At 43.7% G+C, this 13,230-nt stretch carries 11 protein-coding genes; 6 read left to right on the top strand and 5 right to left on the bottom strand.

All coding sequences use genetic code 11. The features are described 5' to 3' along the window. Nucleotides 1-270: 270 nt before the first annotated feature. Complete coding sequence (locus QUF19_RS25310) at nucleotides 271-2,175, top strand: sensor domain-containing diguanylate cyclase (protein ID WP_286300925.1); 1,905 nt, start codon at nucleotides 271-273, stop codon at nucleotides 2,173-2,175. Between the two features lie 90 nt (nucleotides 2,176-2,265). On the opposite strand, the gene QUF19_RS25315 is transcribed toward QUF19_RS25310, so the two are convergent. After that, a complete protein-coding gene (locus tag QUF19_RS25315) occupies nucleotides 2,266-2,871 on the bottom strand; it encodes a beta-phosphoglucomutase family hydrolase (protein ID WP_102352214.1) in 606 nt (201 codons plus the stop codon). 87 nt (nucleotides 2,872-2,958) lie between these two features. On the opposite strand from QUF19_RS25315, the gene arfB reads away from it, so the two are divergent. Beyond that, a complete protein-coding gene (gene arfB, locus QUF19_RS25320) occupies nucleotides 2,959-3,369 on the top strand; it encodes an alternative ribosome rescue aminoacyl-tRNA hydrolase ArfB (RefSeq protein ID WP_286300928.1) in 411 nt (136 codons plus the stop codon). Nucleotides 3,370-3,463: 94 nt separating this feature from the next. Here the strand turns inward: arfB and QUF19_RS25325 are convergent, their stop codons facing one another. Then, on the bottom strand, nucleotides 3,464-3,781 hold the full coding sequence (locus tag QUF19_RS25325; protein ID WP_102434922.1) for a helix-turn-helix transcriptional regulator: 318 nt from the start codon (nucleotides 3,779-3,781) through the stop codon (nucleotides 3,464-3,466). A 201-nt stretch (nucleotides 3,782-3,982) separates the two neighbouring features. Here QUF19_RS25325 and QUF19_RS25330 point away from each other — a divergent pair, with 201 nt between their 5' ends. Beyond that, the gene (locus QUF19_RS25330) at nucleotides 3,983-4,309 is read left to right on the top strand and encodes a hypothetical protein (protein ID WP_286300930.1); all 327 of its coding nucleotides are present in this window, start codon (nucleotides 3,983-3,985) and stop codon (nucleotides 4,307-4,309) included. A gap of 100 nt (nucleotides 4,310-4,409) precedes the next feature. Here the strand turns inward: QUF19_RS25330 and QUF19_RS25335 are convergent, their stop codons facing one another. From QUF19_RS25335 to QUF19_RS25345, 3 genes are all read right to left on the bottom strand, one after another. Then, nucleotides 4,410-5,471, bottom strand: a complete 1,062-nt coding sequence (locus tag QUF19_RS25335) for a S1 family peptidase (protein WP_286300932.1) — start codon at nucleotides 5,469-5,471, stop codon at nucleotides 4,410-4,412. A 265-nt stretch (nucleotides 5,472-5,736) separates the two neighbouring features. Further along, nucleotides 5,737-6,870 carry a glycine cleavage system aminomethyltransferase GcvT gene (gcvT, locus tag QUF19_RS25340; protein ID WP_029223675.1) on the bottom strand — a complete coding sequence of 378 codons (1,134 nt, stop codon included), beginning with the start codon at nucleotides 6,868-6,870 and terminating at the stop codon, nucleotides 5,737-5,739. A 493-nt stretch (nucleotides 6,871-7,363) separates the two neighbouring features. Continuing rightward, complete coding sequence (locus tag QUF19_RS25345) at nucleotides 7,364-7,987, bottom strand: helix-turn-helix domain-containing protein (RefSeq protein ID WP_017105927.1); 624 nt, start codon at nucleotides 7,985-7,987, stop codon at nucleotides 7,364-7,366. A 441-nt stretch (nucleotides 7,988-8,428) separates the two neighbouring features. On the opposite strand from QUF19_RS25345, the gene QUF19_RS25350 reads away from it, so the two are divergent. From QUF19_RS25350 to gcvP, 3 genes are all read left to right on the top strand, one after another. Further along, on the top strand, nucleotides 8,429-9,721 hold the full coding sequence (locus QUF19_RS25350; protein ID WP_017105928.1) for a serine hydroxymethyltransferase: 1,293 nt from the start codon (nucleotides 8,429-8,431) through the stop codon (nucleotides 9,719-9,721). A gap of 51 nt (nucleotides 9,722-9,772) precedes the next feature. After that, complete coding sequence (gcvH, locus tag QUF19_RS25355; RefSeq protein WP_004730871.1) at nucleotides 9,773-10,153, top strand: glycine cleavage system protein GcvH; 381 nt, start codon at nucleotides 9,773-9,775, stop codon at nucleotides 10,151-10,153. Between the two features lie 88 nt (nucleotides 10,154-10,241). Beyond that, nucleotides 10,242-13,121, top strand: a complete 2,880-nt coding sequence (gene gcvP / locus QUF19_RS25360; protein ID WP_286300949.1) for an aminomethyl-transferring glycine dehydrogenase — start codon at nucleotides 10,242-10,244, stop codon at nucleotides 13,119-13,121. The last annotated feature ends 109 nt before the right edge of the window (nucleotides 13,122-13,230 follow it).

Raw genomic sequence — 13,230 nt, forward strand, 5'->3', positions numbered from 1 at the left:
CGCTTATTGGCAGTTCTGCAATAGAATCCCTATTGAACCCAATATACTTCCACCAAACCGAACGACCATCAGCAACCCCAAAACACTTAATTAAACACAAACGGATCTGCAAAGTTTTCGTGGTACTTAATTGTCCAACTGGCAAGCTTAATTGCAAAAAGTTGCACTAAAACCATGATTATATGCAAAGCTTGTTTTAAGTTCTGGGTCAAGATCACATTAAAAACCCCATAAAATATATAGTATTGCGCTGATTCTTTGAGGACAGTGATGAATACGAGTATAAAAAAACTAGTCAGCCAATTTCTATGTACCATTTTTGCCCTAGGACTAGTCCCTGCCCTCTATATTAACTCTGAGTTTGATCGGATAGATGCTCAGCACACGCTAAATATTAAGCAATCAAGTCAAAACCAAATTGAATACAGCTTCCACGAGCTTTCTGTCATCGTGGAGCAGATATCTAACTCCGTTCCCTCTATAGCAAATTCACAAACCCTTCTTCGTGCCATTGAAGAACCCTCAACGATTCACAAAGAAACGCTGCAAGACTTGTGGGTGATGCTTGCTCGCGGACAAAAATATTACTCACAACTTCGTTATCTCGATATCCAAGGAAATGAAGTGTTCCGCATCAACTACAAAGACAACCAAGCCACAGTCGTTGCAGACAAGGAACTGCAAAACAAATCAGCGCGCAGTTACTTCGATACTCTTCAAAAATTAGACATTGGGCAAGTTAGTTCAAATGGTATCGATCTAGAAGTCGAAAACGGTGAAATAGTTCATCCGTTAATACCGGCTCTTCGTATCATGACGCCTGTGACGTCAAAAAATCGCATCATTGGTTACTTTATTGCAAACCTCAATATGCTTGAGATTTATGATCGCCTGCATTATCAAATCGGAACATCGTCTGCTGTTCCGGTACTCCTGAATAAAACAGGCCATGTCATCATGGGTCCCGACCCAGAAGAATCATTTGGTCATGTTCTTGAGTCTCGTGCTGACATCACTTACGCCAAGCGCTATCCAGAGTTATGGGAAGCAATTAAAGACAACACGTCCTCTAGCTATTTTGATGGCGAAAACTGGTATTTCCACTCGGATATCAGCCCTAAGATAGATCAGTTTGAAGGGCCTATTTATATGGTTCTTCACGTTAAAAACCATCAGTTTAATAACCAGTATCAGCAAGAACACCACGCTATCATCGTACAGATCATTACCTTAACGATACTGATATCAATGATTTCTGCTGGGTTTGTGCTGTGGAATCGAAACCACAAGAAGAACAGCATTGATAGCCAACTTGCTAAAGCAGCAATGAATGGTATGTCGGCCTTGGTCATCACCGATAGAAACAACCGAATAATCAAAGTAAACCAAGAGTTTACCCGCGTAAGTGGTTACAGCCTGGAAGATGTAAAAGGTCACCAACCTTCTATGTTTGCCTCTGGTCGCTACAATCAAGAATTCTACATAAAGATGTGGAGCATTATTACTAAGACTGGAGTATGGGAAGGTGAAGTGGTAAATCGCCGCAAAGACGGTTCTCTGATCACTGAAATACTACGAATCCAAACGATTAAAGACTCAAAAGATGTGATTCAGTTTTATGTCGCGTCATTTGTCGATATAAGCAAACACAAAGAACTTGAGAATAAACTGAGAAACCTAAGTGAAAAAGATTCGTTAGCAGGCTGTTGGAACCGTCGCAAGTTCGATCTTGAGCTGCGCGATGAATGCTCTCGTGTTAATCGTTACCCTACTCGCGAGCAGTCTTGTTTAGCTATCTTGGATATTGACTACTTCAAACGCATTAATGACCGATTTGGGCATGACTACGGAGACCGAGTCATTCAAACGGTCGCTAAAGTGCTCCAGCGCGAATGTCGCGAAACCGATTTTGTTGCTCGTATTGGTGGAGAAGAGTTTGGTGTTATTCTGCCTCACACTTCAACAGAAGAAGCTGAATACGTCCTTAACAGGTTGAGAGTCGCTGTCAGTCTTGAGCTCGACAACGTAGTGACTGTGAGTGGCGGAATCACTAACATCACCAGCGATCCTGCTCTTAACTACAAGTGCGCCGATTTAGCGTTATATGAGGCCAAAGCGGCAGGTCGAAACAAAGTCTGTTTATTTCTAGACAAAGAAATGAGCGAAATCGCCTAGCAAAAATCTACACCGTCCTGCTAGGCTTTAATCAGACCGAGAGCCATTGACTTAGCAGCCTTATCTTTCAGTAACATCACAATTTAGCAATCAGCTTGGTGCAGGATAGAACTCTAACTTATTCCCTTCGACCACCAGAATACAATCCATATTCGCCGCATGAGCAGCCTGCTTACCAAGATTAGTATCTTCAAACACAACACATTGCTTGGGTTGCAATCCCATACCGAAACACGCGTCCAAGAAGGTATCTGGATTTGGCTTATGGTTCTTCACATCTGTTGCTGTCACTAAAATATCCAGCTTGCTCAAGATATCCGTTTTATCTAATAGCTGTTCTGCGCTTTTACGCTGGCTGCCTGTCCCTACCGCTATTTTCTTGTTGCCTAGATGTTCTATTAGAAGAGAATGCGTACAAGGAATAATATCTCCTTTGTCTTCAATCGCCGCAAACGACGCCATCTTAAACGTAGATACCGCTTGTGGGTCGAGTGACAAACCGTATTTACTGTTCACCTCACCCGCGATCTTATAACTCGGCATGCCACCTAAGCTGTGCAGCCAAGATGCTTCGAAATGAAAGCCGAACTCTTCAGCCGTTTGCTGCCATGCTTTTACATGTGCTGGCATTGTATCGATCAACGTACCGTCCATATCAAAGATTAATCCTTCATACGCCGTTAAATCTATTTTCATCACTGCTACCACTCTTTAAGAAAGTTACTGATACCATAACCAATATTCAGTATCATGACCCCATATTACCGTTCAAAATGGAAGTTTATGTTACAAATATCTAACTCTGTTTCGATTCAAGACTGGGAACTTCAGTTAACCGCGATCAGAGCACAAGGAGCCGGCGGCCAAAACGTCAATAAAGTATCGAGCGCGATACATTTACGTTTTGACATCAAGCACTCCACCCTACCTGATTTCTATAAAGAAAAACTCCTATCGCACAAAGATAGCCGTATTACTAAAGATGGCGTGATTATCATTAAGGCGCAGCAGTATAGAACTCAAGAACAAAACCGTGATGATGCTTTGGTGCGTTTGAAAGAACTGATCTTGGAAGCAACAAAGGTTCAAAAAGTAAGACGAGCAACTAAGCCGACGCGTGGCTCTCAGAAAAGACGTTTAGAAGGTAAGAAGCAAAGAAGTACCACCAAACAACTGCGTGGAAGAGTAGAATAATTGTTTCATGTCCCCCAGTGACCACGTCACCCATGAAACAACCGCTCTAACTCTATTTATTTAAATAAAAGACGACACCGATTAGACCAAATCGCTACGGCTGTTTTTTGACCGACAAAATCAGTTTGATCAACAACATTCTCTCTTCGCTGGTCAGTAAACGACTGACAGCTGCAACATCTTCCGCCGTGGCTTGCGTTGCACCAACAATATCTAGCACGACATCCAAATCCGTCACTTTTAAGGTTCTTGTTATAGAACGATACTGAGACATTTTGATGTCAGCTTCCCCTCGCTCAATACGTTGATAGGTTTTTAAACTCATTCCTGCACTTGAGGCTAACTTCTCTTGCGACAAATTGGCTTGCTTCCTGCGCTCAATCAGCGCCATGACGATGGGCTCTTGTGACATGAGCTTCTCCTAACTAGACAGTTATGACCTAAATTCAGCAAGAAGCAGACCATATTGACTCGTAACGGTTTACATACGCCATCAAAGGCATATTATGCGATTATTAAAAAACGTTACGTTTCATAAACTTTCACACTTTGATCGGTCGTGGACGTGCAGGCTAGTAAACTTGATTACTCAAGTGTTGGGAAATAATAGAAATTGCAAATTGCGAATAACAAAGACGTCAAATTGGAAATTGCGAATCGTTATACATTGGCATTTCCTTGCATAAAGCACGCTTTAGAATCAGAGAATACCCGCAGTCAAATTATCGCGGTACAGCATAGGCTACTCACCTATAAAGAAGTGTTGTTGCACGGGAACATGTTGGAAGATAAGGAATTAAAACGGGCTTTTTCTGCATTAAACCCAAGCGAAAAAGGTGTCGCGCAAGGTGGTATCAAAAGCATCAATGATGCAATAAAAGAAATGGATGAGATTCTAGAAAGGTACAGCCGAAAAGCGGTTGTAGAACTAAGCAGCTAAGTAACTAAGCGGGTAAATGACTAAACAGATAAACCTGCAGAGATAAAAAAGTCGACGCTATAGTTAGATAAAGCGTCGACTTGTTCAAAACATTGAAGTTCTAACGTAACACGGCTTTTCTAAGACCCGCGAACAACATCAGCATACCTAGCAAACCAAATGACACACTGCCACCGCTGCTACCAGAGCCAGTTGAAGAACTTCTACCAGCAACAGCAACTCGTTTTGCTTCTGTCGCGGTAAATTGGACAGTTTCAGCGCTATCGATTACTCCATTAGTCACATCAGTTATCCAATCTTTATAGTCATATATCTCTGTAAATACCGATGTAACACCGATGCCAGCACCACAAGTGGTCGGTCCAAAACTCGTTATACCGACCTGTTCATATGTAGAGCCATTTTTCCAAAATACCGGACCACCGGAATCGCCTTGGCATGTACCACCGTATAGGCCATTATCCGGTCCATTACCATTGAAACAAATTTGTTTATCAGTGACTAACGGACCGAAGACAGCTTTACAATTAAGAGTATCAACATATGTCAGGTCTACTTTTTGCAACAAAGTAGTGCTGTCCTCTCCTGATTTTGTATTACCGTGTCCTACTGCAACAAAACTGTTATTGATATCGCGATATGTTTCGAAATCAGGAATTTGAGTTTCTGAGGATGAAGTCAAACCAAGAGATGATTCTAACTTCAAAATAGCGATATCGTTCGGCAAAAGATTGGCTTCGAGGTCTGAATAGTCACTACGATAATAAACGTCAGATACTCGAACTTTCTGGACACCGCCACTTGGGAATAAAGAGGTATCTTGTAATTGCGGAACAACTACAGTGAAAAGTTGAGCATTCTCGTCATCATAGATACAGTGAGCAGCCGTTAACACATGATAGTTATCTAAAATGGTCGCGCCACAGTAAGGGCCTGTAGAGTAAACACCATCATAATCAATACGATCAATGAACAAGCTCGCCATTGAAGGAAATTCAGTTACCGAAGCATTGCTACCATTAACGATATAAGGTGTTACGCTCGCGTCAGGAGTACTTTCGATCGAGTTTTCTGTCGCCATAACACTTGATGTATAGATTAATGGCGCTAAAAGCCCAAGAACGGTCTTACGAACCGGACTCATTGTATGGTTCTCATTCATAGATAACTCCTTGTAACCCCTACTACTTATTTACAAAATTAATGAATCGCCACCATAACACGTACTAATCATCATTATAGTAAGTATTTGTAACGATATGGCCACATCTCTCATTTTATAAACGAATTTATAAACAACTTACCTCAGCTCATCATCTTAAGTTTTATACGTTACGAAAAACAAAAAAGCCTACCGTTAAACTCCTCAATACAGAGAAGCAAACAATAGGCTTTTGGTTAAACTTGGTGGTTTCTCTTAAAAGAGATTAGCCACGGTAGTAACGTTGAGGTACGAATGGCATTTTTTCTACTGTCATTGGTAGCTTCTTGCCACGAACGTCAGCGAATACTTCAGTGCCGATCGCAGCTAGGTCAGTACGAACGTAAGCCATTGAAACTGGCTTACCAGCATTAGGGCCGGCTGTACCACTTGTTACAACGCCAATCTTGTTGTCTTCAGCATCGAACAGCTCAGCGCCTTCACGTACTGGAGCCTTAGTTTGACCCACTAGACCAACACGCTTACGTTGAACATCTTTAGTCGCGATTTGCTCAAGGATGATATCAGCGCCAGGGAAGCCGCCTGCACGTTCACCGTCAGTACGACGAACTTTTTGAATACCCCATAGAAGGCTAGCTTCAACTGGAGTAGTTGTTGTATCTAGGTCATGACCGTATAGACATAGACCACACTCAAGACGAAGTGAGTCACGAGCACCAAGGCCGATCCACTCTACTTCTGCTTCTGATGTTAGTTTACGAGCAAGCGCTTCAGCGTGATCGTTCGGTACTGAGATTTCGTAGCCATCTTCACCTGTGTAACCACTGCGGCTCACGATGCATTCAACGCCGTCGATATCAACTTTTTGAACGTCCATGAACAGCATGTCAGCAACGCTTGGTTGGAAACGAGCTAAAACTTCAGACGCTTTAGGGCCTTGAAGTGCTAATAGAGCGCGATCATCAATCACTTCCATTTCTACGTCAGCTGGAAGGTGCGCAGTTAGATGGTCGATATCTTGTGTCTTACATGCTGCATTCACAACAACAAACAGGTGATCGCCTAGGTTAGCAACCATCAGGTCATCCATAATGCCGCCCTGCTCGTTAGTAAAGAACGCATAGCGCTGTTTACCAGAAGGAAGGTCAATAATATCTACAGGAACCAAAGATTCTAAGACAGCAGCTGCGTTCGCGCCATGAAGACGAAGTTGCCCCATGTGAGAAACATCAAAAAGACCGGCAGCATCACGAGTGTGTAAGTGCTCTTTCTTTACACCTAGTGGATACTGAACTGGCATATCGTAGCCAGCGAAAGGAACCATTTTTGCACCCTCTTCAACGTGAAGTGCATGCAGTGGTGTTGTTAGTAGGTCTTGATTAGCGTGTTCTTGAGTCATTTTCTTCTCCATGAAGCGTTGCAGGCTTTCCAAATCGAGTCTGCCGCTTATATCTCTATTTAGAGTCGCTTCTAACGATAAGTTTCATCATTAGTCACCTCAGCGTATTCGCGTCAGTAACCTTGGCGTCTTAACCTTAGAAACAGTAGATAGTAAAAAGTGATGTCTTTTATATAGGCTTATATCGTTAGCTTGATAAATCAGGTTAGCTGTACAAAAGCTCTACAAGTCACTTTCTAAGAATTCACTTCAGTAAACTTCAATCAACATGAGTAAACCGTGTTCACTATAATAAACAAGCCTGCGTCAGTTTTACACCCTTAACAATAGTCAAACAGCTCAAAATGTGACATTTAACAATTTAAAAACAATTATTCGGTACATACAAAAACGCGATATTGATGATTATCACACCAATATCGCGTCTATTGTCTAACGTTCGAAACAAAAGCAAACGTTTGCATTCACTATAAGAAATTCTGAGATTGTTAATTTATTTTGCAGTCACCCACAAAATGAGCGCGTCTTCTGCGCTGGTCGAGATAAGCATATGACCCATATTGGCATCGTAATACATGCTATCGCCTTCACTCATCGGTACGGGTTCATAGAATTCTGAGTAGAACATCACATCGCCAGAGATGATCATTAAGAACTCTTCCCCGTCGTGGCGAACCCAATCATTGTACTCTTCAAAAGTACGCGCTCGCACGCGGCTCTTGAACGGCATCATCTTCTTATTAGACAGCTCAGTGGCAAGCAGCTCATGCTCATAAGTCGGTGTTGGGTGTGGTTTACCTTGGCCAGCCTTGGTTAAGTCACGACGTCCTGTTGCAACTTTTTTCCTTGGTGGTTCAAAGAGTTGAGGCATATCAATTTGCAAACCCATCGCAAGTTTTTGCATAGCCTGAAAGGTTGGCGAGATTTGTTCGTTCTCAATTTTGCTGAGCGTAGAACGCGCCAAGCCAGTTCTTTGGCTTGCTTCTTCTAGCGTAATCCCAAGCTTGCCGCGGATATCTTTAATGCGCTGGCCAAGCCTAAGTGGTTCAATATTCTGGTCTAACGTTTCCTTCGCCAACGTTAAAGATGGGTACTCATCATAAATGTCTTCTGACATAGGTCCCTCATTAATTTCTTGCTTCCTGTCTATTAATTTCATTGTTGCATGAAGCGCTTTGTTGATTAAAGAGCACACAGAGAAATAAAGCGTGCTCCCCGTAGCAAAACAAGAAAAGTTGTTTCCTATTGGAAATTTTTGTTGAAAATTGATTTTATCGGAGCTATGTTATCGACTTGTTAGATGAAGAGATGCTACTTCAGCTTGCAGCAAATGATAGATTTAACATTTGTAAGAGCTGTTTTTTACCCGAACTTTTTGGGAAACAATTCGTGCTGCATTGACCCTACAACGATCGCTTAGACGCTGTAAGAGTATATTTATAACGCAATTCACGTTTATCTATACCTATATAGCGCAAACGATACCGATGCAGAAATCAACGTAAGACCTAATGGACTATAAAAACAATCACCATTAGCTTAATGAAAGGTCTCGACAATGAACGCTTACCAAAACCATAGCTTAGACAGTTTTTTCACTACGAACCTATCTGGAACAGACGATGCAGTATTTGCTGGCATCCAAGCAGAGAACACTCGTCAAAATGAACAAATCGAACTTATTGCTTCTGAGAACATCGTTTCTAAAGCAGTAATGCAAGCTCAAGGCACTTGCCTAACAAACAAATACGCTGAAGGCTACCCAGGTCGCCGTTACTACGGTGGTTGTGAACATGTAGATACAGTTGAAGCGATTGCGATTGAACGTGCGAAACAACTATTCAAATGCGAATACGTAAACGTACAGCCTCACTCAGGCGCTCAAGCAAACGGTGCAGTTAAACTTGCCCTACTTCAACCTGGCGACACTATCCTAGGCATGTCTCTAGACGCAGGTGGCCACCTTACACACGGTGCACGTCCTGCAATGTCTGGTAAGTGGTTCAACGCAGTTCAATACGGCGTAGACCGCGAAACTCTAGAAATCGATTACGAAGCGGTTCGCGCTTTAGCTATCGAAAGCCAACCTAAAATGATTATCGCTGGTGGTAGTGCTATCCCACGCGTTATCGATTTCGCTAAGTTCCGTGAAATCGCTGACGAAGTTGGCGCTATCCTAATGGTCGATATGGCACACATAGCAGGCCTTATCGCGACAGGTGCTCACCCTAGCCCACTACCACACGCACACGTTGTTACAACAACAACGCATAAAACACTTCGTGGCCCACGCGGCGGTATGATTCTTACGAACCACGAAGACATCAACAAAAAGATCAACTCTGCAGTGTTCCCTGGCCTTCAAGGCGGCCCACTAATGCACGTTATCGCGGCTAAAGCAGTGGCGTTTGGCGAAGCACTTGGCCCAGAATTTAATACTTATATTGATTCAGTGATCGACAACGCAAAAGTTCTTGCTGAAGTGTTGCAAACTCGCGGTTGTGACATTGTGACTGGCGGAACAGACACGCACCTAATGTTGGTTGACCTTCGTCCTAAGGGCTTGAAAGGTAACGTAACTGAAGAAGCATTAGAGCGTGCAGGGATCACATGTAACAAAAATGGCATACCATTCGACACAGAGAAGCCTATGATTACTTCGGGTATTCGTTTAGGTACGCCAGCTGGAACCAGTCGTGGTTTTGGCACTGAAGAATTCAAACTTATCGGTGAATGGATCGGCGATGTACTTGATGGCTTAGTTGAAAGCCCTGAAGGCAACGCTGAAGTTGAGCAACGTGTTCGCAAGCAAGTTAAAGAGCTTTGCAAACGCTTCCCTCTTTATCGTTAAACCGTTTTTAAGATTTAAATTAAAACCTCATAAATTTTTGGAGAATAAGCAATGGACAATACACTAAAGTTTGCAGACAGCCACGAGTGGGTAAAAGACAACGGTGACGGTACTGTAACTATCGGTATTTCTGAGCACGCTCAAGAGATGCTAGGTGACGTTGTGTTTGTTGACCTGCCTGACACTGGAGACGAAATCGAAGCTGGCGAAAGCTTCTCTCTAGTTGAATCAGTGAAAGCAGCTTCTGATATCTACGCACCAATCTCTGGCGAAATCGTAGAAATCAACGAAGAATTAGAAGATAGCCCTGAGTTAATTAACGAAGAATCTTATGAAGGTGGCTGGATTGTTAAAGTGAAGATGTCTGATGCGTCTGAACTAAACAACCTTAAAGATGCGGAAGAATACCTAAGCTCTATCGAAGAAGACTAATAGGTTCCTCATTACGATAAAGCTGCTCTTTAGAGCAGCTTAATTTTAGGGGCTAGCTCACGGCTCCAAAGAGAAAGTAGAACATATCATGACTGAATTACTTCAAAGCCAATTACTAAAAGACTTGGGTACTCAAAACGAGTTTGTTGCTCGTCATAACGGCCCTAATAAAGCAGACCAGCAGAAAATGCTTGATGCGATCAACGCGACTAGCTTAGACGCACTGATCGACGAAACAGTTCCTGCACAAATCCGTCTTGAAAAACCAATGACACTTGCTGCGCCACTGAGCGAAATGGACATGCTGACCTCTCTTAAAGAGATCGCTAACCTAAACCAAGTGAAACGTACTTTCATTGGCCAAGGCTACTACAACACATTCACTCCAAACGTTATTCTACGTAACGTTTTAGAGAACCCAGGCTGGTACACAGCTTACACACCATACCAACCAGAGATTTCTCAAGGTCGTCTTGAAGCTCTACTCAATTACCAACAAATGGTAATGGACCTAACAGGTATGGAAATCGCGAACGCATCCCTTCTTGATGAAGCGACAGCGGCTGGCGAAGCTATGACACTGTGTAAGCGTGCTGGCAAAAGCAAGAGCAAAGTATTCTTCGTTGCTGACGATGTTCACCCTCAAACACTAGAAGTTGTTAAAACTCGTGCTGAGTACATCGGTTTTGAAGTAATGGTTGGTGCTCTTGAAACACTTCCAGAGCAAGACGTATTTGGTGCGCTTCTTCAATACCCGAGTACAACGGGTGAAGTTCGTGACCTAACAGACATCATTGCGAAAGCTCAAGCAAACAAAACACTGGTAACGGTTGCTACTGACCTACTTGCTTCTGCTCTACTTAAGCCTGCGGGCGAAATGGGCGCGGACGTAGTAATCGGTTCAGCGCAACGTTTCGGCGTTCCTATGGGTTACGGCGGTCCACACGCTGCATTCATGGGTACTCGTGAAAAGCATAAGCGTACAATGCCAGGTCGTGTAATCGGTGTATCTATCGATACTCACGGTAACCAAGCGCTACGTATGGCAATGCAAACTCGTGAGCAACACATCCGCCGCGAGAAAGCGACATCGAACATCTGTACAGCTCAAGCACTTCTAGCAAACATGGCGTCTTTCTACGCGGTTTACCACGGTGCAGAAGGCCTACGTACTATTGCTCGTCGTACACACCACATGACAGCTATCCTAGCGGCTGGCCTGACTAAATCGGGTTACGAGCTAACAAACAACAGCTTCTTTGATACCATCACGATCAACTCTGAAGAGAAGACAGATGCACTGTACGCGAAAGCGCAAGCAGCAGACATCAACCTTCGCCTTCTTAAGGGTAAAATCGGTATCAGCTTAGACGAAACAACAACGATCGACGACGTGAATGCACTGTTCGCAATCTTCGACGTGAAAGAAGACGTTCAAGCACTATCTTCTGACATTGCATCAAACGAGTTTGCAGCAATTCCAGAAAACTGCCGTCGTGAATCTGAGTTCCTAACTCACCCAGTATTCAACACGCACCACAGCGAAACGCAAATGATGCGTTACCTAAAACAGCTTGAGAACAAAGACTTCTCACTAACGCACGGCATGATCCCACTGGGCAGCTGTACGATGAAGCTGAACGCTGCTGCTGAGATGATTCCAGTAACATGGCCTGAGTTTGGTTCAATTCACCCATTCGCACCTCTTGATCAAGCAGCGGGTTACACTGCGCTAGCGAAAGATCTTAAAGAGAAGCTATGTGAAATCACTGGCTACGACGATTTCTCACTACAACCTAACTCTGGTGCATCTGGTGAATACGCGGGTCTAATCGCGATTCAACGTTACCACGCAAGCCGCGGTGAAGCTCACCGTAACGTTTGTCTGATTCCGAGCTCTGCGCACGGTACTAACCCTGCAACAGCATCAATGGTTTCAATGAAGGTAGTGGTTGTTAAGTGTGATGAAGATGGCAACATCGACATGACAGACCTAGCAGCGAAAATCGAGAAGCACAAAGAAAACCTATCAAGCATCATGATCACTTACCCTTCTACGCACGGCGTATACGAAGAGCAAGTGAAAGAAGTGTGTGAACAAGTACACGCAGCAGGCGGTCAGGTTTACCTAGACGGCGCGAACATGAACGCTCAAGTAGGTCTAACTTCACCTGGCTTCATCGGTTCAGACGTATCTCACTTGAACCTACACAAAACATTCTGTATTCCACACGGTGGTGGCGGTCCGGGTATGGGTCCTATCGGTGTTAAATCGCACCTAGCACCTTTCCTACCAGGTCACATCGAAAACGGTGTACAAGGTTCTGACTACGCGGTATCAGCTGCAGATCTAGGTAGTGCTTCAATCCTACCTATCTCTTGGGCTTACATCGCAATGATGGGCGAACCTGGCCTAACAGACGCGACTAAAGTTGCGATTCTGAACGCGAACTACGTGATGGAGAAACTACGTCCTCACTACCCTGTTCTTTACCGTGGCACTAACGGCCGCGTAGCGCACGAATGTATTATCGATATTCGTCCGCTTAAAGAAGATACAGGCATCAGCGAAGAAGATATTGCTAAGCGTCTAATGGACTTCGGTTTCCACGCACCGACTATGTCTTTCCCAGTTGCTGGCACGCTAATGGTAGAGCCAACTGAATCAGAAGATTTAGAAGAGCTAGACCGTTTCTGTGAAGCGATGATCGCAATCCGTCACGAAATGGCAGCAGTGAAAAACGGTGAATGGCCACTAGACAACAACCCTCTAGTGAACGCACCGCACACACAAGTTGACCTTTCAGGCGCAGAATGGGATCGCCCTTACTCTCGCGAACTGGCTTGCTTCCCATCGAAAGCAACGAAGAACTCGAAGTACTGGCCTACTGTTAACCGTGTAGACAACGTATACGGCGACCGTAACCTAATCTGTTCTTGCCCAAGCATCGATAACTACGAAGACTAATTTTTGTAGATATTAGATAAACAAAAGCGAACCACTTGGTTCGCTTTTTTGTTTTTGGAGAATCAATCATTTCAAGGTGAGAGGCAAAGATCGATCAAGCTGACCAGCA

Source organism: Vibrio sp. FE10 (assembly GCF_030297155.1).
Lineage (GTDB): Bacteria > Pseudomonadota > Gammaproteobacteria > Enterobacterales > Vibrionaceae > Vibrio > Vibrio apostichopi.